At 67.2% G+C, this 19,693-nt stretch carries 22 protein-coding genes; 2 read left to right on the forward strand and 20 right to left on the reverse strand.

Annotation, left to right across the window (positions count from 1 at the left end; translation table 11 throughout):
- Positions 1-3: 3 nt before the first annotated feature.
- The 11 genes from FG99_RS09975 to FG99_RS10025 all read right to left on the reverse strand — a co-directional run bounded on the left by FG99_RS09975 (position 4) and on the right by FG99_RS10025 (position 7,639).
- Positions 4-1,161, reverse strand: a complete 1,158-nt coding sequence (locus FG99_RS09975; RefSeq protein ID WP_043269249.1) for a phage tail sheath subtilisin-like domain-containing protein — start codon at positions 1,159-1,161, stop codon at positions 4-6.
- A gap of 178 nt (positions 1,162-1,339) precedes the next feature.
- Positions 1,340-2,872 carry a phage tail protein gene (locus FG99_RS09980; protein ID WP_051878754.1) on the reverse strand — a complete coding sequence of 511 codons (1,533 nt, stop codon included), beginning with the start codon at positions 2,870-2,872 and terminating at the stop codon, positions 1,340-1,342.
- On the reverse strand, positions 2,863-3,477 hold the full coding sequence (locus FG99_RS09985) for a phage tail protein I (RefSeq protein ID WP_043269252.1): 615 nt from the start codon (positions 3,475-3,477) through the stop codon (positions 2,863-2,865). Before FG99_RS09985 ends, FG99_RS09980 begins: the two co-directional genes overlap by 10 nt.
- The gene (locus FG99_RS09990) at positions 3,470-4,360 is read right to left on the reverse strand and encodes a baseplate assembly protein (protein WP_043269254.1); all 891 of its coding nucleotides are present in this window, start codon (positions 4,358-4,360) and stop codon (positions 3,470-3,472) included. The genes FG99_RS09985 and FG99_RS09990 overlap by 8 nt, the downstream gene beginning before the upstream one ends.
- The gene (locus FG99_RS09995; RefSeq protein WP_043269256.1) at positions 4,357-4,683 is read right to left on the reverse strand and encodes a GPW/gp25 family protein; all 327 of its coding nucleotides are present in this window, start codon (positions 4,681-4,683) and stop codon (positions 4,357-4,359) included. The genes FG99_RS09990 and FG99_RS09995 overlap by 4 nt, the downstream gene beginning before the upstream one ends.
- A 100-nt stretch (positions 4,684-4,783) precedes the next feature.
- A complete protein-coding gene (locus tag FG99_RS10000; protein WP_043269258.1) occupies positions 4,784-5,347 on the reverse strand; it encodes a phage baseplate assembly protein V in 564 nt (187 codons plus the stop codon).
- Positions 5,344-5,862: a hypothetical protein gene (locus tag FG99_RS10005; protein ID WP_043269259.1), complete on the reverse strand. Its 519-nt coding sequence runs from the start codon at positions 5,860-5,862 to the stop codon at positions 5,344-5,346. The genes FG99_RS10000 and FG99_RS10005 overlap by 4 nt, the downstream gene beginning before the upstream one ends.
- 28 nt (positions 5,863-5,890) lie before the next feature.
- Positions 5,891-6,223 (reverse strand): phage holin family protein, encoded by a 333-nt coding sequence (locus FG99_RS10010; RefSeq protein ID WP_009615613.1) that lies wholly within the window; start codon positions 6,221-6,223, stop codon positions 5,891-5,893.
- A 280-nt stretch (positions 6,224-6,503) separates the two neighbouring features.
- Positions 6,504-7,010, reverse strand: a complete 507-nt coding sequence (locus FG99_RS10015; RefSeq protein WP_232244858.1) for a GNAT family N-acetyltransferase — start codon at positions 7,008-7,010, stop codon at positions 6,504-6,506.
- A 42-nt stretch (positions 7,011-7,052) separates the two neighbouring features.
- Positions 7,053-7,412 (reverse strand): PA0613 family protein, encoded by a 360-nt coding sequence (locus tag FG99_RS10020; protein ID WP_009615611.1) that lies wholly within the window; start codon positions 7,410-7,412, stop codon positions 7,053-7,055.
- Between the two features lie 17 nt (positions 7,413-7,429).
- Positions 7,430-7,639, reverse strand: coding sequence for a TraR/DksA C4-type zinc finger protein (locus FG99_RS10025; protein WP_043269261.1), 210 nt, complete (start codon positions 7,637-7,639; stop codon positions 7,430-7,432).
- A gap of 395 nt (positions 7,640-8,034) precedes the next feature.
- Between FG99_RS10025 and FG99_RS10030 the strand changes: the two genes are divergently transcribed.
- Together FG99_RS10030 and FG99_RS10035 are read left to right on the forward strand one after the other, a co-directional pair.
- The gene (locus FG99_RS10030; protein ID WP_043269263.1) at positions 8,035-8,793 is read left to right on the forward strand and encodes an XRE family transcriptional regulator; all 759 of its coding nucleotides are present in this window, start codon (positions 8,035-8,037) and stop codon (positions 8,791-8,793) included.
- A gap of 129 nt (positions 8,794-8,922) precedes the next feature.
- Entirely contained in the window at positions 8,923-9,231 is a 309-nt protein-coding gene (locus FG99_RS10035) for a pyocin activator PrtN family protein (protein ID WP_043269265.1), read from the forward strand.
- 288 nt (positions 9,232-9,519) lie between these two features.
- Here FG99_RS10035 and trpE read toward each other — a convergent pair whose 3' ends face one another.
- The 9 genes from trpE to FG99_RS10080 all read right to left on the reverse strand — a co-directional run bounded on the left by trpE (position 9,520) and on the right by FG99_RS10080 (position 19,681).
- On the reverse strand, positions 9,520-11,007 hold the full coding sequence (trpE, locus tag FG99_RS10040; protein WP_043269267.1) for an anthranilate synthase component I: 1,488 nt from the start codon (positions 11,005-11,007) through the stop codon (positions 9,520-9,522).
- A gap of 70 nt (positions 11,008-11,077) precedes the next feature.
- A complete protein-coding gene (locus FG99_RS10045) occupies positions 11,078-11,902 on the reverse strand; it encodes a phosphoglycolate phosphatase (RefSeq protein ID WP_043269269.1) in 825 nt (274 codons plus the stop codon).
- Positions 11,902-12,576, reverse strand: coding sequence for a ribulose-phosphate 3-epimerase (gene rpe / locus FG99_RS10050; RefSeq protein ID WP_043269271.1), 675 nt, complete (start codon positions 12,574-12,576; stop codon positions 11,902-11,904). Before rpe ends, FG99_RS10045 begins: the two co-directional genes overlap by 1 nt.
- A gap of 477 nt (positions 12,577-13,053) precedes the next feature.
- Positions 13,054-13,881 (reverse strand): ABC transporter permease, encoded by an 828-nt coding sequence (locus tag FG99_RS10055; protein WP_043269273.1) that lies wholly within the window; start codon positions 13,879-13,881, stop codon positions 13,054-13,056.
- 13 nt (positions 13,882-13,894) lie between these two features.
- Positions 13,895-15,142, reverse strand: a complete 1,248-nt coding sequence (locus FG99_RS10060; protein WP_009615600.1) for an ABC transporter permease — start codon at positions 15,140-15,142, stop codon at positions 13,895-13,897.
- Between the two features lie 174 nt (positions 15,143-15,316).
- Positions 15,317-16,375 (reverse strand): ABC transporter substrate-binding protein, encoded by a 1,059-nt coding sequence (locus FG99_RS10065; protein WP_043269275.1) that lies wholly within the window; start codon positions 16,373-16,375, stop codon positions 15,317-15,319.
- Positions 16,376-16,416: 41 nt separating this feature from the next.
- A complete protein-coding gene (locus tag FG99_RS10070) occupies positions 16,417-17,526 on the reverse strand; it encodes an ABC transporter ATP-binding protein (RefSeq protein ID WP_009615598.1) in 1,110 nt (369 codons plus the stop codon).
- Between the two features lie 345 nt (positions 17,527-17,871).
- Complete coding sequence (locus FG99_RS10075) at positions 17,872-18,909, reverse strand: ABC transporter substrate-binding protein (RefSeq protein ID WP_141766124.1); 1,038 nt, start codon at positions 18,907-18,909, stop codon at positions 17,872-17,874.
- Between the two features lie 142 nt (positions 18,910-19,051).
- A complete protein-coding gene (locus tag FG99_RS10080; RefSeq protein ID WP_043269277.1) occupies positions 19,052-19,681 on the reverse strand; it encodes a response regulator in 630 nt (209 codons plus the stop codon).
- Positions 19,682-19,693: the final 12 nt, after the last annotated feature.

Below are 19,693 nucleotides of genomic sequence, written 5' to 3' on the forward strand. Positions count from 1 at the left end.
TCCTTAGGCGTCGAGGACTTCGGTGAGCCACTGGTCGGTGACTTCCACGCGGAAGTTGGGGTTTTCGGCGGGCGGCACGTCGGTGAAGCGGATGTTCCAGTACACCTTGCCCTGGGCCAGCTGGCTGGCGGTGTTGAGCTCCGCGTCGGCGTAGACCTCGAAGTCGATCACCGCGCCCTGGTTCTTCAGGTCGCGCATGAAGGCGCGCAGGCCCTCGGTGACGTCCTTGACGTAGGTCTTGGTGATGCCGCGGTCGACCGCCCAGTTGTGCCCGGCGAGGATGGCGTCCATCACCATGTCGAGGGTGCGCACGCGGGTCACGAAGGCCCACTTCGGGTCGCTGGACAGGGTGCGGTTGCCCCACAGGCGGTAGCCGTCGTCGCGGATGATGGTGGTGACGTTGGCGTTGTTCAGCAGGTTGGCGCGGCAGGTCGCGTCGCCATCGAGGAACTCCACCGGGCGGGTGGTGCCGGTGATGCCGGTGAACACCTTGTTCGACGGCGAGGACCAGAAGCCATACTCGGCGTCGGTCCAGGCGAACAGCCCGGCGGCGTAGGCCGAGGCCGGGGCGTCGGCGGTCGCGCTGGCCTCGGTGTCCCAGTACTGCACGCCGGGGTCGACCAGGTACACGCGCTTGCTGCCGAACTCGCCGGCATAGGCGATGGCCGCCTCGTCGGTGCTGTTCGGCCCGTCGACGATGGCGATGGCGCGCAGCTTGCCGGCCAGGGCGTCCATGGCGGTGGCCACGGCCTCGGTGGCGGAATGCTTCGGCGCCACCAGCAGGCGCGGCTGGGCGTTGAAGCGCGACTTGCCGTCGAGCAGCGCCTGCAGGCCGGTGCGCTGGCCGGACTCGGTGACGCTGCCGATGATCGCCGAGGTCTGCTGCGCCGGGTCCTCGACCTCGGCCACACCGACCGCGACGACCACGGCGGAGGCCTGGGTGAAGATGGCGCTGCAGGCCTTGTAGATTGCCGAGCCGGTGCCGAAGGCGGCGGCCGCCTCGCGCAGGCTGGTCAGCAGCACCGGCACGTCGGGCTCGGCGGTCGCCGGAGTGCCCGGGGTGAAGGTATCCACCAGGCCGATGATCGAGGACGACGGCAGCGCGATGGTGCGCGCGCCGACGTCGACGTTGGTCACGGTAACGCCGTGAAAGAAGCTCATAGGGTTTTCTCCAGACATAAAAAAACCGCCGGTAGGCGGTTGCTTGGTTGGCCCGGGCCGCGGGTGCGGTGGGCTGTTGTTGGTTTCTGCTGAGATCCCAAAATGCCTAACTATGAGAGCGCGAAGACTTTCCGGGAGTTGAAATAACCGCTCTTAGAAGAGGCAGCTCGAAATCAGCCTAATAGCCCACGGCAATCATGTACGCAGAAGCTCCAGTTCCTACATAATTCGAAAACGCATCAAACTGAGTTTTGCTTATTATTTTCGCGGTGATGACTAGCGGAAGGCCACCTGCATGCGTGAGCGAAACCGAAAGGCATGCGTTCGGAAACGCGATCGGGAAGCTATTTCTGGTAGGTACGCCCGACGTAGCTGGCGTCAGTGCGGCACCGTATCCAACCGGGAATGTACCCCATTGGATAATCAGACCACTCGGAAGCTTTTGATAACCGTTTACCCCCAATAAACCAGCGCCGCTACCACCGATTGCCTGATAAGAGCCAGTATCCGGACTATAGCTGACAAACTCCATCTCGGTCCCATTGGCCATACTCACTGTTTTTTGGCCACCAATGGCATTTGTCGAGCCAACCCCACCTGGCACATTAACAGTCAAAACTCCTTGACTACTGAATGCATTAATTACTCTGATCACCGAACCCTTAGGCAGATCTCTCGGTAATGTAACAGTTGCCGCCGAAGATAAAATAAATTGAACAATTGACCCTGCGTACTCAGGTGAGAGTGTCACCGAGGTGGTGAAGTCGTAAAATGCGGAGTGATTACCGAGTGCCCGCTGAACAAACTCTGTAGTCGCTACTGAAGTGTCACTATCGAATAGAGCTGGAGTCGGTACAGTCGGATTCCCGGTAAACACCGGCGAAGCCAACGGCGCCAGCCCGGTAGTGATGTTCTGGAACACCAGCGCAGTGGTCCCCAGCACGATCGGGGCATTGGTGGTGAGCTGCCAGATACTGTCCGCCTGGGTACTGCCCTCCTCCACCGCAACAGTCAGGTTCGGCGTTACCTCGGCGCTTGCATCCGCATCGCCCGCACGCTTCCAGGCGCCGCTGGCTACCAGGTAGATGCCGTTGTCCGGCGCGTTGGTCTGGTTCTTCACCAGCACCCGGTCGCCAGCAGCCAGCGCCACGCCATCCAGCGTCTGCAAGCCGCTCAGGGTGATGTTCGCGGTGGTCGCCGCACGCACCGACTGCTTCTGGTCCAGCTTGTTCATCGCGCTGACGATGGCGCTATCCACGTACTCGCGGGTAGCCAGCACCACGCTCGGATCGATCTTCAGCTCCACTGAAGCGGTGTTGCTGACGATCAGCACCATGCGCACGGTCTGGGTGCGGCCGCTGCCTTCGGCCAGTTGCGGCTTGTAGGACGGCGCGCAGTTGGCGTAGGCGATCAGTGCGCCGGCCTCGTCGTACAGGCCCATCTCGCGGATCCACCAGCCGCCGACGTCCTCGGGGATGACCTGTTCGGCGATGATCTGCGCGGCGTTGGCCGGGTCGACGCTCAGTTGGTTCAGCGGCGCGCGGCGGACTTCGTTGACCAGCGCGGTGCGGCTAGCGTCCGGGGTCGGGACGCTGCCGCCGCCGTCGCCGACGGCCAGCTGGGTGATTTTCAGGGTGGTGCCCAGCGCGGTGGCATTCGCCAGCTTGCCGGCACCGATGGTGGTCAGGAGTGCGTAGTAGGTCACGGCCATGGGTAGACGCTCAGTTGGTCGATGGTGTGTTCCCGGCCGGGCAGGCCGTAGCCGCCGCGGGTCTCGATGACGTCCGGGAGATAGGGGTAGACGGTGGTGATGTCGCCGTCGTATTGGCCGGAGCCGATGTAGACCGGCCCCTGGGTTTCCAGGCTGATGTCCAGCCCGATGAGGTGGCGGGTCAGCGGCTTCGCGTCGTCGATCAGGCGCTCCACCTCCTGGTACATGGCTTCGCTGATGCCGCTGTCGAGCACGCCGATGCGCAGGCGAAAGGTGCCCGGCGCGCCCATGGGCGTGCCCTGCCACCACTCGATCACTTCGATCAGGTAGCCCAGCGGCTCGATCACCCGGCGCAACGCGGCGATGGTGCCCTTGTGCTGGTGGATGCGGAACGCCGCGGCAATAGCCTTGCGCTTCACCGGCTCGGCCCAGTCCGGGTCCCAGCGGTCCACCGACCAGGCCCAGGCCAGGTAGGGCAGCAGCGCCAGCGGGCAGCGCTGTGGGTCCATCAGCTCGCGCAGCGGGATCGGCAGATCGCTCACCTGCACGTCGGCCAGCGCCCGTTCCAGCGGCGAGGCGTTGCTGGGCAGCAGCCGGCTACTCATCGGAGCCTCCCACGCTGATGGCGTAGCCGGTGCAATAGGCGGCCCGGGTGGCGTCCAGCACCACGTCGGCGGCCGGTTGCGCCAGCTCCACGCGCTGTACGCCCTCCACGTGCAGCGCGGCGAACAGCGCCGAGCGGCGGATGTCGCGGCCGAGCCGGCGCTGGGTGGCGATGTAGCCTTGCAGCGAGGCTTCCGCCGCCTGGCGGATCAGCTCGGCCTCGGGCCCCGGGTAGATGTAGAGCACCGCCTCCACCCGGTAGTCGACGATGCTCGCCGACTGCACGGTGACGCGGTCGCCCACCGGCCGTACGTCCTCGTCGGACAGCGCCAGGCGCACCGCTTCGAGGATGTCCTCGGCAGCACTGCCATCGCCTTCGCGGGACAGCACGCTGATCAGCGCCTCGCAGGGCGCGGGGCTGATCGCCGAGACATCGGCGATGCGCCCGTCGGCGCCCAGCGCGAAGGCCACGTAGGCATTCCGCGGCCCGGCCACCGAGAGTTGGTCGAAGGCCAGCTGGGTGCGGTTGCGCAGCGAGTCGTCGCTCTCCAGCACAGCCTCCAGCGGCGGCACCGCCGACGGATCGGCGGGCTGGATCACCAGGCGCGCCACGTTGTAGCCGGCGGCCAGTTGCTCGAGGTCGCTGCCCGTGGCGTAGGCGAGCATCACTGCCCGCGCGGCGTCGTTGATGCGGGCGCGCAGCAGCAGCTCGCGGTAGGCCGCCAGCTCCAGCAGCTTGACCACCGGGTCGGACTCCAGCGCGGCGTCCCAGCCTTCGCCCATGGCCGCGCGGAAGGCTTCCAGCAGCTCCTGGTAGAGGCTCTCGAAGTCCAGGCTCTCCACCACGTCCGGCGGCGGCAGCTGCGACAGGTCGATGATGCTCATGCCTGCACCTCCAGCTGGAAACCGTCACCCTGGTAGAGCCCGCTCAACAGCAGGCTGACGCGGCCATCGAGCACCGCGCTGACCTTCACCGATTGCAGGCGGATGCGCGGCTCCCAGCGCCCGAGGGAACGGGCGACCTCGGCCTGCACCGCGCTTTTCCAGCCTTCGCTGAGCGGCAGGTCGACCATGCGCCGCAGCTGGCTGCCGTACTCCGGGCGCATGCGCCGGCTGCCCAGGGGCGTGCCGAGGATATCCTCGATGGATTGTTTCAGGTGCGCCAGGCCGCCCAGGGGCTGGCCGTTGCGCCTGTCCATGCCGATCATGGCCGCGCCCTCCCCTGTGGCGGGCGGTTGTGCTTGCCCATGCTGTTCTCCAGAAACGAAGAGGCCCGCGCGTGGCGGGCCTGTGGATGAAAGTGGCGGTTCAGTGGGTGTGGTGGTTGCTGTTGCCGGTGGTGTCCATGATCGAGCCGCTGCTGGTGACGTTGCCTTGCACCGCCAGGTTGCCCTGGATGGCCACCTCGCCCTGCAGGCTGATCTGCCCGGCCTTGACGCTGACCGCAGCGTCGCTGACCAGTACCTGCGCCCCACCCACCTTCACCGTGACGCTGCCGCTGGGCAGTTCGATGCTGTAGCTGTGCGCGGCCCAGTCGTAGCTCAGGCTGCCGCCGTCGGCGAAGCGCCAGGTCTCGACGTGGTCGCGGCTGTCCGCCGGGGCGCCGGCGTCGCCGTACAGGCCGGGCACGAAGGTGCCCATGGCCAGCACCCCGGACGGGCTGAGCAATACGCCCTGCTCGCCGATGCCCGGCGCCCGCCAGTGCCGCGCCGGGCCTGCGCCCTGGGCGTGCCAGCGCACCCAGGCGCTGGTCCAGTCGCCATTGCGCACCCGCACCCGGGCGGCGGCCAGGTCCACGGCGACCACCACGCAGGGCACGATCAGCGAGGCAAGCATGCGGTCGTGCTCGGCGCTCACGTAGGTCGGGTTCATGCCAGGTCCTCCGGGGCGAAGTAGTCGGCCTCGTGGCCGGGGCCGGTCTGCGGCTCGATGCCCAGCAGCAGCGAGCCCGGCGGCTGGTCCTCCCAGGACCACTCCGGCGTGCCCAGCAGCAGCGGCTGGTCCCACTCCAACAGCCAGACGCGGTAGGCCTCGCTGGCTTCGGGCCGGGCCTGGACGAAGCCGGCCGGCTCCAGCGGCAGGTCCCAGGTCTGCGCGCGCAGCAGGACGGCGATCAGCGAAGCCAGTTGCAGCGCCAGCACTTCCGCCTCGGCGTCGTCGCGCTGCAGCAGCAGGCGCGCCTGCAGGCGGCACAGCAGCGCCGTCTCGCCGGTGCCGGGGTCGCGGCCCGGCGCCAACGCGGCGTATTCCAGCAGCAGCGCGGGCGGCTGCGGGGTGGCCGTGCCCAGTGGGCCGCGCAGTATCTGCACGGCCTCCGGCAATACCGCGCGCAGCCGCTGTTCGACGGCGGCCAGCAAGCTTTCGAGGGTCAACTCCTGGTCAGGCATGGCGCCTCCCTGTTTCCGATGGATTCGTTCAGCGACGCTCGTGGTCGCTGTCGCTCAATTGGCAGACACCCAGGCGGCGGGCCGCCCAGCGTTCGTAGAGGCCGACGGCGATCTCGGCGCCGGCCGCCGCGGTCAGGCTGCCGACGGCGGCGCTGAGCAGCAGCGAGGCACCACAGGCCAGGGCCAGGAACATCACCGCCACGCCGCAGACGATCGAGGCGCCGGAGCGCAACGCCAGGCGCCGCAGCAGCCCCCAGCCGCCCAGGCCGGCCTTGTCGGCCCGCCACATCTCGCCGCTGACGCCGCCCACGGCGGCCAGCAGGATCGATACCCACAGCGGCATCTCGGGTTCATTGCCCATGGGTTCACCTTGAAGACAAACGCCCGCGCCGGCGGGCGGAACCGGCGGCTATCAGCCAGCCGGGGATTACGGCCGCAGGCCGCGGAAGCGGGCAGCGGAAACGAAAAAGCCCGGCGCTGGGGCCGGGCTCGACGAGGTTTTCAGCGGTGCTCCCTGGGGACGCACCTTTGCAAGATTGATGACTTTGTACCCCCCGATTCCCGGCCGGACAAGGCATTTCCGCCCTGGCACCGCAATAGGTGGGCAATGCACCGGCAACGCACCGGCGATGCACTGCGATTCAGCCCAGGGGCTTGCTCAGCAGCACCGTGGTGAAGCCGCTGTGCCATTCCTCGTCGGGGTAGAAGTCGATTTCCGCGTAGCCGTGCCTGGCGTAGAAGGCGCGGCTCTGGCTGTTGAAGGTGTCGGTCTCCAGGCGCGCCTGCGCGTGGCCGGCCGCGGCCATCCGCCGTTCGGCGAAGCGCAGCAGGGCGCTGCCGGCACCGGCGCGTTGGGCGCGGGGCGAGACATGCAGGGCATCGATGAAGTCGTCGCGCCAGTCGACCAGGCCGATGACCTCGCCGCCCAGGCAGGCCAGGTGGAAATGCCCGAGGCGCGCCTGGACGTAGGCGCGGGTGCGCCCTGCCGCTTCGAAGCGCGCTCGCGCTTCGGCGGTCAGTTGGGGTTTCCAGGTGGTTTCGTAGGTTTCGCCGAGTATCCGCAGGATCGCCTCGGCATCGGCCGGGTTCGCGGGGCGCAGGGTGAGGGAGGTGCTGTCCATGGCCGCGAGCATAGCGCAGCGGCGCATGGGTGGAGCAAGCCCGGCGCGGGAGACCGGGCTTGGCGGGGGTCAGGCCACGCGGCGCAGCAGGCGGGCCTGGATGCTCTGGTGCGCCACGTGCAGGCGCAGGTAGAAGGTGTTGCGGCTGCAGCGGCAGTGGCGGTACTTCTGCTCGGGTTCGCTGTCGCGGTTCAGGTAGTGTTCGCTGACCACCTGCTTCTGCTGCTCGGGCAGGCCGTTGACGATCAGGTCCAGCTCGGCGACGCGGTCGAGCAGTACCCGGCTGCCGCGGGTGCCGCGGATCATCTCGCCCTTGTTGGCGATCATCAGCGCCAGCAGGTTGCCGCCGGCATAGCCGCCACCGGCCACGCCCGGGCTGTGCATTTCCTCGGCCCAGAGCCTGAGCATTTCATCGATCGGCTTGATCACGTTTGCCTCCCGCGCCTTCAGCGGCGCCGTTCCAGTTCGTCCAGGGCCTGGCAGTCCAGGCAGCGGTTGCAGCCGGGCACCGCCAGGCGGCGGGCCTCGGGGATGGGCTCGCCGCAGACCTGGCAGTCGGCGGCGGCGGGCTCCGGCTCGTTGCCGCGCCGTGCCGCCAGCAGGGCGTCGAGGCGTTCCAGGGCCAGGTCGTTGGCGTAATCGGCGAGATCAGCCATGGGCGACCTCCCCGTGGTGTTGCGCTGGTGCGTTCATGCTTTTCTCCGGGCGACGACCCGCCCTGCGCGTGCCGTCCTGCGGCCGCGTTGCCAGGTCATTCGCGTGCTGTTTGTCGATGCGTGGCGCTCAGCTGGACGCCACTCGCCGTGCGGAAGCGGTGCGCTCCTCGCCCGCTTCCGCCGTCAGCCTGCCCCGTGACGCACGGGCCGCAGGCAACCCACGGCTTCCCTGCCGCGGAAGACGGAAGCGCCGGCACCCTCGTGTCGGATCGCGTCCGCCGCCGGCTCGGAAACAACCTTCAGAAGGCCGGCGAAGGAAAAGCTACAACCAAAGCTATTTATCGTCAACACCAAAGCTATTTACACTTCCCCGGAGCGGGCGGTAGAGTGCCGACATGAACAGCACAGCCCGCCCCTCTACGCTCGCCGAGCGCCTCAAGCAGGCCATGGCCGCGCGCAACCTCAAGCAGGAGAGCCTCGCCGAAGCGGCCGGGGTCTCGCAGAACACCATCCACAAGCTGACCGCCGGCAAGGCGCAGAGCACCCGCAAGCTGATCGAGATCGCCGCGGCCCTGGGCGTCTCGCCGGTCTGGCTGGGCACCGGCGAAGGCTCGCCGCAGGCCGCCACGCCACCGGCCGACGGCAGCCCGCTGCGCCTGGAGCCGCTGCACCCCTGGGACAGCAGCACGCCGCTGGACGAAGACGAGGTGGAACTGCCCTTGTACAAGGAAGTGGAAATGTCCGCCGGCGCCGGGCGCACCGCGGTGCGCCAGATCGAGGGACGCAAGCTGCGCTTCTCCTACGCTACCCTGCGCGCCGCCGGGGTCGACCCGGACGCGGCCATCTGCGCCCAGCTCACCGGCAACAGCATGGAGCCGCTGATCATGGACGGTTCCACCATCGGCATCGATACGGCGACGACGCACATCACCGACGGCGAGATCTACGCCCTGGAGCACGAGGGCATGCTGCGGGTGAAGTTCCTCTACCGCCTGCCGGGCGGCGGCATCCGCCTGCGCAGCTTCAACCGCGACGAGTACGGCGACGAGGAATACGACGCCCAGGCCATCCAGGCCAGCCAGCTGAGCATCATCGGCTGGGTGTTCTGGTGGTCGACGGTGCGCCATCGCCGCGCGCCCACGCTGGTTCGCTGAGCCTTCCCCAACCCCGCCGCGGCGGGGTTTGTTCTGCGCGATGGAAAGCCGGGCGAACGGCGATTGCCAGGAAAAACAACAAAAGCTATATTTCCCCCATCGAACGACAACCGCAAGCAGGAGGAAGCCATGCTGCCGCCGAATTCCGACACCCAACCGGCGCCACGCCAGGAAACCGTGGCGCTGGTCTACCAGATCTTCGGCGACGTGCTGGTGCCCCTGGAGCAGGTGCGCGAGCGCTGGTTCCGCAACCTCAACCGGGAGAACTTCGGCAAGGCCCTGGCCTGCGGGCGCATCGCCCTGCCGGTGACCACCCTGGACGACAGCCACAAGGCCATGCAGTACGTGGCGGTGGATCACCTCGCGGCCTACGTCGAGCAGCGCGCCAGCCTGGCGGATGCCGCCCTGGCCCGGCGCCGGGCGGGGCAGCAGGCGTGATGGGGTGAGCGAAATGCCGCGCTCGCATCGTAGGAGCAACAGTCTTGCGCCGAGGTGCTCTTCGTAGGATGGGTTGAGCTTGCGATACCCATGCGGTCGTGGTGATGGGTATCGCTTCGCTCAACGCCATCCTACGAAAAGCCGTGCTTCCTGAGCGGATTTATCCGCGATTGCCCAGCACGGGCTCAACCATCGCGGACAAGGTCCGCTACGGGAAAACCGCGGGCACCAACGAAAACGCCGTTTCCCCTCCCGGGGAAACGGCGTTCTGCGTTACGGCAGCAGCGCTCAGTCTTCGAGGCGCGCGGTGTGTTCGGCCAGGGCCACCGCGCGGAACATGGCGCGGCGCTTGTTGATGGTTTCTTCCCACTCCAGCGCCGGCACCGAGTCGGCGACGATGCCGCCGCCGGCCTGCACGTGCAGTTCGCCGTTCTTGATCACCGCGGTGCGGATGGCGATGGCGGTGTCCATGTTGCCGTTCCACGCCAGGTAGCCCACGGCGCCGCCGTAGACGCCGCGCTTGACCGGCTCCAGCTCGTCGATGATTTCCATGGCGCGGATCTTCGGCGCACCGGACAGGGTGCCGGCCGGGAGGATCGCGCGCAGGGCGTCCATGGCGCTGAGCTCGGGCTTGAGCTGGCCGTTGACGTTGGAAACGATGTGCATGACGTTGGAGTAGCGCTCGATGACCATCTGCTCGGTGACCTTCACCGAACCGGTCTGCGACACGCGGCCGACGTCGTTGCGGCCCAGGTCGATGAGCATCAGGTGCTCGGCGATTTCCTTGGCGTCGGACAGCAGGTCCTGCTCCAGGGCGCGGTCGGCTTCCTCGGTGGCGCCGCGCGGGCGGGTGCCGGCGATCGGGCGCACCGTGACCTCGCCGTCCTCCACGCGCACCAGCACCTCCGGCGAGCTGCCCACCACGTGGAAGTCGCCGAAGTTGAAGAAGTACATGTAGGGCGTCGGGTTGAAGCAGCGCAGCGCGCGGTACAGGTCGATGGGCGCGGCCTTGAAGTCGATGGACATGCGCTGCGAGGGCACCACCTGCATGCAGTCGCCGGCCAGGATGTATTCCTTGACGGTGTCCACCGCGCGCTCGTAGTCCTCGCGGGTGAAGCTGGCGCGGAACTGCGGCTCGGGCGCGTTGACCGCGGCGAAATCCAGGCCCCGGCGCGGGGTGATCGGCTGGCGCAGGCGCTGCAGCAGTTCCTCCAGGCGCGCCTGGCCCTTGTCGTAGGCGTCCGCCTCGGCCGGGTCGGCGAGAACGATGGCGTGCAGCTTGCCGGCCAGGTTGTCGAAGACGACCACGGCGTCGGAGACCATCAGCAGGATGTCCGGGTTGCCCAGCGGGTCCGGGTTCGGGCACTGCGCCAGGCGCGGCTCGACGTAGCGCACGCAGTCGTAGCCGAAGTAGCCGACCAGGCCGCCGTTGAAGCGCGGCAGGCCCGGCAGGGTCGGTACACGGTAGCGCTCCTTGAACTGCTCGACGAAGGCCAGCGGGTCCTCGCAGTCGAAGCGCTCGCTTTCCACGCCGTCGACACTGATGCTCACGCTGTGGCCGTAGACGCGCAGCACGGTGCGGCACGGCAGGCCGATGATGGAGTAGCGGCCCCACTTCTCGCCGCCCTGCACCGATTCCAGCAGGTAGCTGTTGGCGCCGTCGGCGAGCTTCAGGTAGATCGACAGCGGGGTGTCGAAGTCGGCGAGGGTTTCGCAGGTCAGGGGGATGCGGTTGTAGCCTTCGGCGGCCAGCCGCTGGAATGCGTCGCGGTTCATGAGCGGTCTCGTGCGAGGAGGTGGAACGGGCAGTGGCAAACGGGCGCCGGGAGGTCCGGCCGGAGGAATGTCAGGCGCGCCAGCGCCAGCGGGCCAGGGCCTTGATGACTTTCATCCAGAGTTTGCGGGGAGCCGTGTCCAGCACGTTGGAGTCTCGATGGGCGGGGTTGGAACCGTCGTCCGGCAACACTATCGCTTTGCCCGGGTCGAAGCAAGGCAGCAGTTGGCGCAGGTCGTCCAGCACCAGGCTCGGCTGCTCCTCGGCGATCGGCCGGCCGTGGTTGTAGCCGTAGGTCAGGCCGACGCTGCGCACCCCGGCGGCCTTGGCGGCCAGCACGTCGTTGCGCGAGTCCCCGACGAACAGCGCCTCGCCGGGCGCAACGCCGGCAGCCTTCATCACGAACAGCAGCGCGGCCGGGTCGGGCTTCTGCTGCGGCAGGGTGTCGCCGCCGACGATCCAGCGGAAGAACTTGCCCAGGCCCATCTCGTCCAGCAGCGGGGCGACGAAGCGCTCGGGCTTGTTGGTGATCAGCGCCAGCTCCACGCCCTGTTTCTTCAGCCATTTCAGGGTGTCCACCACGCCGGGGTAGACCTCGGTGAGCGCGTGGCTGTCGGCGTAGGCGTCCATGAACAGCGCCAGGGCGCGCTCGGTATCCTCCTCGCTGACGCCTTCATGCTCGATGCCGCCGGCCAGGGCGCGGCGCACCAGCACCCGGGCGCCGTTGCCGACCCAGTGGCGCACCTGCTCCAGCCCGGCGGGCGCGCGGCCCATGCCAATCAGGGCCTTGTCCACCGCGGCGGCCAGGTCCGGCACCGAGTCCACCAGGGTGCCGTCCAGGTCGAACATCACCAGGCGCGGCAGGCGCCCGGCGAACAGCGCTTGGGCAGCGCTCATCACTTACCGGCCTGCGCCAGTTCGGCGCGCATGGCGCGGATGACCTCGGCGTAGTCGGGGGCGTTGAAGATGGCCGAGCCGGCGACGAAGGTGTCGGCGCCCGCCGCGGCGATCTCGCGAATGTTCTTCACGTTCACCCCGCCGTCGATCTCCAGGCGGATGTCGCGGCCGGAGGCGTCGATCAGCGCGCGGGCCTCGCGCAGCTTGTCGAGGGTGCCGGGGATGAACTTCTGCCCGCCGAAGCCGGGGTTCACGCTCATCAGGAGGACCATGTCGATCTTGTCCATCACGTACTTGAGCGCGTCCAGCGAGGTGGCCGGGTTGAACACCAGGCCGGCCTTGCAGCCGCCATCCTTGATCAGTTGCAGGGAGCGGTCGATGTGCTGGCTGGCTTCGGGGTGGAAGGTGATGTAGGTGGCGCCGGCCTCGATGAAGTCGCCGATGATGCGGTCCACCGGGGAGACCATCAGGTGCACGTCGATGGGCGCGGTGACGCCGTACTTGCGCAGCGCCGAGCAGACCATCGGGCCGATGGTCAGGTTCGGCACGTAGTGGTTGTCCATCACGTCGAAGTGGACGATGTCGGCGCCGGCGGCGAGCACCTTGTCCACGTCCTCGCCCAGGCGGGCGAAGTCGGCGGAGAGAATCGACGGGGCGATGGCGTAGGGTTGCATGGCGCACCTCTGTGGGCGGAATCACGGATGGCGCGCATTGTAGCCGCTCGGAGCGAGCGAGGGGGATCGAGGCGATGGTTGTAGGAGCAACTGTCTTGCAGGCTGCGCCGAGGCGCTTTTCGTAGGATGGGTTGAGCTTGCGAAACCCATGCGGTGGTGGTGATGGGTATCGCTTCGCTCAACGCCATCCTACGAGAAGCAACATCGGCGTAGGGCGTATAACCGTTCGCGGTTATCCGCCGCTGGCCGGGGCACCGGGGAGCCGGCGTGGCGGGTGAATCCAATCGCGGACGGAGTCCGCTCCTACGTCCGTGCTTCCCTGTAACCGTAGGAGCGGCGGTCTTGCAGGCCGCGCCGAGGCGCTTTTCGTAGGATGGGTTGAGCTTGCGAAACCCATGCGATGGTGGCGATGGGTATCGCTTCGCTCAACGCCATCCTACGAAAAGCCGTCCCCGCCTGCGGCGTAGGAGCGGCGGATCAGGCGCTGGGGGCGGTGCGCAGTTTCTCGCTGCGGCCGCGCAGCCATTCCAGGGTCAGCAGCAGCAGGACCGAGAAGCCGATCAGCAGGGTCGCCGCGGCGGCGATGGTCGGGCTGAGGTTCTCGCGGATGCCGCTGAACATCTGCCGTGGCAGGGTGGCCTGCTCGGGGCCGGCGAGGAACAGCGTCACCACCACTTCGTCGAACGAGGTGGCGAAGGCGAACAGCGCGCCGGAGATCACCCCGGGGGCGATCAGCGGCAGGGTCACCTTGAAGAACGTCAGCAGCGGCGGCGCGCCCAGGCTTGCGGCGGCGCGCACCAGGTTCTGGTTGAAGCCCTGCAGGGTCGCCGACACCGTGATGATGACGAAGGGCACGCCCAGCACCGCGTGCACGATGATCAGCGAGATGTAGCTGTTGCCCAGGCCCAGCGGGGCGAAGAACAGGTAGGCGGCCACACCGATGATCACCACCGGGACCACCATCGGCGAGATCACCAGGCTCATCACCAGGGCCTTGCCGCGGAACTCGCCGCGGGTCAGGCCGATCGACGCCAGGGTGCCGAAGACCATCGCCAGCAGGGTGGCCGCCGGGGCCACGATCATGCTGTTGGTCAGCGAGCGCATCCATTCGGCGCTGTGGAAGAAGTCGGCGTACCAGCGCAGCGAGAAGCCCTGCAGCGGGTAGACCAGGAAGGTGCCGGAGTTGAACGACAGCGGCACTATCACCAGCACCGGCAGCACCAGGAACAGCAGCACCAGGCCGCAGAGGATGCGCAGGGTGTAGAACCACAGGCGCTCGACCGGGGACATGTAGGGACTCAGCATCGTCTTTCTCTCCTCAGCTCAGGCGCAGGCGGCTCGCGCCCACCAGCCAGCCGTAGATCACGTACAGCACCAGGGTGGCGAACAGCAGCAGGCCGCCCAGGGCCGTGGCCATGCCCCAGTTGATGGTGGTGTTGGTGTAGAAGGCGACGAAGTAGCTGACCATCTGGTCGTTCGGGCTGCCCAGCAGGGCCGGGGTGATGTAGTAGCCGATCGACAGGATGAACACCAGCAGGCAACCGGCGCCGACGCCGGCCACGGTCTGCGGGAAGTAGACCTTCCAGAAGGCGCCGAACGGGTGGCTGCCCAGGGAAATGGCCGCGCGCATGTAGCTGGGCGAGATGCTCTTCATCACGCTGAAGATCGGCAGGATCATGAACGGCAGCATGATGTGCACCATGGCGATGTACACGCCGGTGCGGTTGAACACCAGCTGCAGCGGCTGGTCGATCAGGCCCAGCTTGAGCAGCGCGCCGTTGATCAGCCCGCCGGACTGCAGCAGCACGATCCAGGCCGCCACGCGCACCAGGATGGAGGTCCAGAACGGCAGCAGCACCAGGATCATCAGCAGGTTGCTCTTGCGTGTCGGCAGGTTGGCCAGCAAGTAGGCCAGCGGGTAGGCCAGCAGCAGGCAGATGACGGTGATCACCGCGCCCATCCAGAAGGTGCGGGCGAAGATGTCCAGGTAGATGGACTGGTCCGGGGTGGCCGGGGCCAGCTCGCCGAGGTCGTCGATGCGGTGGTCGAGGGCCGCGAGCAGGTAATAGGGGGTGATGCTGCTGGCGTTGCGGCGGATCACCTGCCAGTAGGCCGGGTCGCCCCAGCGCTCGTCGATGGTCTCCATGGCGTCCTTGTAGGAAGCCGGTTGCTCCTTGAACGGCAGGGCGCGGGCGGTCTTGGCCATCAGGCTGCGGTAGCCGGCCAGTTCCATGTTCAGGCGCTTGGAGAGGTCACCGATGGTCTGGTTCTTGCGCGCAGCGTAGAGGTCTTCGCTCAGGGCCTGGTAGACCGCGTCCGGCGGCAGCGACTTGCCGTCCCAGGTGGTGATGGCGTTGACCGTCTTGGGCAGCGAGCCGACCACTTCGGGGTTGTACACGCTCTTGTAGAGCAGCGCGGCGATCGGCACCAGGAAGGTCAGCAGAAGGAACAGCAGCAGCGGCAGGACCAGCGCCTGGGATTTCAGGCGGTTCATCCGCTCCGCACGCGCCAGGCGCTGCTTCAGGGTGGGGCCGGCGACCTCGTTCAAGGACACAGCGGTGGCCATAGCGAACTCCGGTAAAACGGGCCGCCCGCGAGGGCGGCCAAGGTGTGGTGTATCGGGTGTGTCACGGCGAGCGCCGCCGCGCCGGGAGCTTTTCCCGGCGGGAACGGCCCGCAGGGCCTGCGGGCCGTGGCATCGCTGCCGCGGTTGCCGCCCGGGCGGGCGGCGGGGCCTGCCTTACTTGGCGGCCCAGGCGTTGAAGCGCTGTTCCAGCTGCTCGCCGTAGTCGGCCCAGAAGGTCACGTCCATGCCCACCTGGTTGGCGATGTTTTCCGGGGTGGTCGGCATGTTGGCCTGCACGCCCTTGTCCAGCAGGCTCACGGTGTTCTTGTTCACCGGGCCGTAGGCGATGTTCTCGGCGTAGATCTTCTGCTGCTCGGGCTTGACCGAGAAGGCGATGAACTTCAGGGCTTCTTCCTTCTTCTTGTCGCCTTTCGGGATGGCCCAGGCGTCGAAGTCGTAGATGCCGCCGTTCCACACGACCTTCAGGTTGCTTTCCTTCTGCACCGAGGCGATGCGGCCGTTGTAGGCCGAGCTCATCACCACGTCACCGGAGGCGAGGTACTGCGGCGGCTGGGCGCCGGCTTCCCACCACTGGATGCTCGGCTTGATCTCGTCGAGCTTCTTGAAGGCGCGGTCCTGGCCTTCCTTGGTGGCCAGCACCTTGTACACGTCCTTGGGCGCGACGCCGTCGGCCATCAGGGCGAATTCCAGGGTGTACTTGGCGCCCTTGCGCAGGCCGCGCTTGCCCGGGTATTTCTTCAGGTCCCAGAAGTCGGCCCAGCCGGTGGGGGCGGTCTTGAGCTTGTCGGCGTTGTAGGCCAGCACGGTGGACCACACGAAGAAGCCGACGCCGCAGTTGCTCACGGCGCCCGGGACGTAGTCCTCGGCCTTGCCGAGGATGGCCGGGTCGATTTCCTCGAACATGCCTTCGTCACAGCCGCGGGCCAGTTCCGGCGACTCCACCTCGACCAGGTCCCAGGTCACGCTGTTGGTGTCGACCATGGCCTTCACCTTGGCCATCTCGCCGTTGTACTCGCCGGCGACGATCTTGTTGCCGGTGGCCTTCTCGAAGGGCTGGTAGAAAGCCTTGGTCTGGGCGTCCTTGTTGGCGCCGCCGAAGGAGATCACGGTCAGATCGGTGGCCGCCATGGACTGCGCGGCGCAAGCCAGGCCGAGGGTCAGCGCGGCGAGCTTGAGGCCGGCCTTCGACGGGTGGAACGGGGACTTCGACATTATTCTTCTCTCCACAGTGTGCTGGTTTGTTTTTCTTCGAATCAGGCCGCCGACAGCGGGTCGAGGGCACGCACGTGCTCCACGGCCCAGCCCAGCGGTACCACATCACCCACGCTCAGCGCAGGGTCGAGCTCGGCGATCGGCTGCTTGACGAAGAAATCGGTGCGGCCGCAAACCTCCAGGCGGATGCGCACGTGGTCGCCAAGATAGATGAACTCGGCCACACGGCCGGAGAAGCGGTTCACGCAGCTTTCGCTGTGCCCGTTCAGGCGCACCCGCTCGGGACGGATCGACAGGCTGACGGGGTCGCCGGGCTGGCCGACGTTCACCGCCAGCGCCTCGACCTTCTCGCCACGCGCCAGGGTCACCACGCAGCGCTCGCCCTCGTGGCTCGCCAGTTGCCCGGCGATGCGGTTGTTCTCGCCGATGAAGTTGGCCACGAAGGAGTTGCGCGGGTGTTCGTAGAGTTCGTGGGGCGGGGCGATCTGCTGGATCTCGCCCTGGTGGAACACCGCCACGCGGTCGGACATGGTCAGCGCCTCGCCCTGGTCGTGGGTCACGTAGACCACGGTCACGCCCAGGCGCTGGTGGATGTGCTTGATCTCCATCTGCATGTGCTCGCGCAGCTGCTTGTCGAGCGCACCCAGGGGTTCGTCCATCAGCACCAGTTGCGGCTCGAAGACCAGCGCCCGGGCCAGGGCCACGCGCTGCTGCTGGCCGCCGGAGAGCTGCGCCGGGTAGCGCCCGCCGAAGGCGTCGAGCTGGACCATGGACAGCGCGCGCTTGACGCGCTCGGCCACGTCGGTCTTGCTCATGCCGCGCACGGAGAGCGGGAAAGCCAGGTTCTCCGCCACGGTCATGTGCGGGAACAGGGCATAGTTCTGGAACACCATGCCGATGTCGCGCTTGTGCGGGGGGACGTTGTTGATGGAGCGGCCGGCCAGCTGGATCTCGCCGGAGGTGGGGGTTTCGAAACCGGCCAGCATCATCAGGCTGGTGGTCTTGCCGGAACCGGACGGCCCCAGCAGGGTGAGGAATTCGCCTTTGCGAATATCCAGGTTGAGGTCTTTGACGATGAGCGTCTCGCCGTCGTAGCTCTTCTGGACGCCACGGAAGCTCACCAGCACATCGTTCGCCTGAGTCTCGGCCATAACCGCACCTTTTGTATTTGTAAGAAGTTGCCGTGAAGCAAGACTAGAGAAGCCTGCAGCGCGCGCAAATCGGGCGGGAAGAGAACTTGCTATAAGGGTAGAAGAGGATCGTCTGTAGGGCGATCCCTACACGAAAAGTGTGGCTATCAGTCGCAGAAAGCCGGCGTCGCATTGACTGCGACACCGGCATATCCGAAAGCGACCTGGAGCCTGTCTACGATCTCGCGAGCTAGAGCAGGACAAGGCGGGAACAGGCGAGTGAGCGGAGTTCAGGCCGCTAAATGAGCATCGCTCGCCTGTTCTTAACGCAGTCATGCCGACGCGCAGCAGATCGTAGGCAGGTTCTCAGCGTTTGGCCCAGTCCTGGAAGCGCTTCTCCAGGGCATCGCCATGCTCGGCCCAGAAGGCCACGTTCATGCCCAGCGCGTCGGCCATGTTGCGCGGCGCGGTGGGCAGGTTGGCGGCCACCTGCGGGTCGAGCTGCTCCACCGCCTTGCGGTTGGTCGGGCCGTAGGCGATGTTCTGCGCATAGACCTTCTGCTGCTCGGGCTGGCTGGCGAAGGCGATGAACTTCTCCGCCAGCTCCTTCTTCCACGCCCCCGACGGCAACGCCCAGAAGTCGAAGTCGTAGATGCCGCCGGCCCAGGCCATGCGCAGGCCCTTCTGCTCGGGCAGGGCCGCGGCGATGCGGCCGTTGTAGGCCGAGCTCATGACCACGGTGCCGTCGGACAGGTCGCGCACCGGGTCCTGGCCGGACTTCCACCAGTGGATGCTCGGCTTGATCTCGTCGAGCTTGCGGAAGGCGCGGTCGACGCCGCCGGGGGTGCCCAGCACCTGGTAGACGTCCTTGGGCGCCACGCCGTCGGCCATCAGGGCGAACTCCAGGCTGTACTTGGCGCCCCAGCGCAGGCCGCGCTTGCCGGGGAATTTCTTCAGGTCCCAGAAATCGGCCCAGCCCTGGGGCTTGCCCTGCAGCTTGTCCTGGTTGTAGGCCAGCAGGGTGGTCCAGACGAAGATGCCGACGCCGCAGGGCTGCACCGCGCCGGGCACGAAGTCGGCGGGGTCGCCGATCAGGCGCTGGTCGAGCTTCTGGAACAGGCCCTCCTGGCAGCCGCGGGCCAGTTCCGGGGCCTCCACCTCGACCACGTCCCAGGACACATGGCTGATCTCCACCATCTGCCTGAGCTTGTCCAGGTCGCCGTTGTAGGAACCGTGCACCACCGCCGTGCCGGTGGCCGTCTTGAAGGGTTCGTAGAAGGCCTTCTCCTGGGCCGCCTTGTTGGCCCCACCGAAGGAAATCACTGTCACGTAGTCCGCCAGCGCCGGCGTGGCGACAGTCCCCAGCAGGCCGGCCAGCAACCCGCCCCGTACCGCTCGCAACAACATCCTTCTTCTCCTTGTTCTGATGAAGTACCCCACTGAGCGGGCAATGATTCCCTTTCGCCAGCCGGCGAGGTAGCCGGGCGTTGCAAAAACCGGAAGGGACTCACATAAGCATCGGCGAATCGCCCCGCCGCGCACCGGCTCAGACCAGCTTGTGCTCCACGGCATACTTGACCAGGTCGGCCACCGAATGCGCGCCGAGCTTCTGCATCAGCCGCGCCTTGTGGGTGCTGATGGTCTTGCTGCTGACCGCCAGGTGCTGGGCGATCTCGTTGACGCCCTCGCCCTTGACCAGGCGTTCGAACACCGAGAACTCGCGCTCGGAGAGCAGCGCGTGGGGTGGCCGCGAGTCGGTCAGGCCGACCTCGAAGACCATGCGGTCGGCCAGTTCCGGGTCGATGTAGCGGCCGCCGCTGGCGACCTTGCGGATGGCGGTGAGCAGCAGCGCCGGGTCGCTGTCCTTGGTGGCATAGCCGGCGGCGCCGATCTTCAGCGCGCGGGCGGCCATCTGCACCTCGTCGTGCATGGACAGCATGAGGATCGCCGGCGGATCGTTCAGCGCGCGGATCCGCGGGATGGCCTCCAGGCCGTTGACGCCGGGCATGGAGATATCCAGCAGGACCACCTCGCAGGGCACCTGGCGCAGGGTTTCGAGCAACTGCTCGCCGTTGGTGGCCTCGCCCACCACCTGCAGGTCCTTGGCCATGCCGATCAGTTGCTTGATGCCCTCGCGGACGATGGTGTGGTCTTCGGCCACCAGTACTCGAATCACGCTGCCCTCCCC

The sequence above is a fragment of the Pseudomonas sp. AAC genome (genome assembly GCF_000725445.1).
In the GTDB taxonomy this organism is placed as follows: domain Bacteria; phylum Pseudomonadota; class Gammaproteobacteria; order Pseudomonadales; family Pseudomonadaceae; genus Pseudomonas; species Pseudomonas citronellolis.

Coding starts and splice junctions, on each gene's coding strand:
- FG99_RS09975 (WP_043269249.1), bottom strand. CDS start 1,161: ATGAGCTTCTTTCACGGCGTTACCGTGACCAACGTCGACGTCGGCGCG.
- FG99_RS09980 (WP_051878754.1), bottom strand. CDS start 2,872: ATGGCCGTGACCTACTACGCACTCCTGACCACCATCGGTGCCGGCAAG.
- FG99_RS09985 (WP_043269252.1), bottom strand. CDS start 3,477: ATGAGTAGCCGGCTGCTGCCCAGCAACGCCTCGCCGCTGGAACGGGCG.
- FG99_RS09990 (WP_043269254.1), bottom strand. CDS start 4,360: ATGAGCATCATCGACCTGTCGCAGCTGCCGCCGCCGGACGTGGTGGAG.
- FG99_RS09995 (WP_043269256.1), bottom strand. CDS start 4,683: ATGATCGGCATGGACAGGCGCAACGGCCAGCCCCTGGGCGGCCTGGCG.
- FG99_RS10000 (WP_043269258.1), bottom strand. CDS start 5,347: ATGAACCCGACCTACGTGAGCGCCGAGCACGACCGCATGCTTGCCTCG.
- FG99_RS10005 (WP_043269259.1), bottom strand. CDS start 5,862: ATGCCTGACCAGGAGTTGACCCTCGAAAGCTTGCTGGCCGCCGTCGAA.
- FG99_RS10010 (WP_009615613.1), bottom strand. CDS start 6,223: ATGGGCAATGAACCCGAGATGCCGCTGTGGGTATCGATCCTGCTGGCC.
- FG99_RS10015 (WP_232244858.1), bottom strand. CDS start 7,010: ATGCGCCGCTGCGCTATGCTCGCGGCCATGGACAGCACCTCCCTCACC.
- FG99_RS10025 (WP_043269261.1), bottom strand. CDS start 7,639: ATGGCTGATCTCGCCGATTACGCCAACGACCTGGCCCTGGAACGCCTC.
- FG99_RS10030 (WP_043269263.1), top strand. CDS start 8,035: ATGAACAGCACAGCCCGCCCCTCTACGCTCGCCGAGCGCCTCAAGCAG.
- FG99_RS10035 (WP_043269265.1), top strand. CDS start 8,923: ATGCTGCCGCCGAATTCCGACACCCAACCGGCGCCACGCCAGGAAACC.
- trpE (WP_043269267.1), bottom strand. CDS start 11,007: ATGAACCGCGACGCATTCCAGCGGCTGGCCGCCGAAGGCTACAACCGC.
- FG99_RS10045 (WP_043269269.1), bottom strand. CDS start 11,902: ATGAGCGCTGCCCAAGCGCTGTTCGCCGGGCGCCTGCCGCGCCTGGTG.
- rpe (WP_043269271.1), bottom strand. CDS start 12,576: ATGCAACCCTACGCCATCGCCCCGTCGATTCTCTCCGCCGACTTCGCC.
- FG99_RS10055 (WP_043269273.1), bottom strand. CDS start 13,881: ATGCTGAGTCCCTACATGTCCCCGGTCGAGCGCCTGTGGTTCTACACC.
- FG99_RS10060 (WP_009615600.1), bottom strand. CDS start 15,142: ATGGCCACCGCTGTGTCCTTGAACGAGGTCGCCGGCCCCACCCTGAAG.
- FG99_RS10065 (WP_043269275.1), bottom strand. CDS start 16,375: ATGTCGAAGTCCCCGTTCCACCCGTCGAAGGCCGGCCTCAAGCTCGCC.
- FG99_RS10070 (WP_009615598.1), bottom strand. CDS start 17,526: ATGGCCGAGACTCAGGCGAACGATGTGCTGGTGAGCTTCCGTGGCGTC.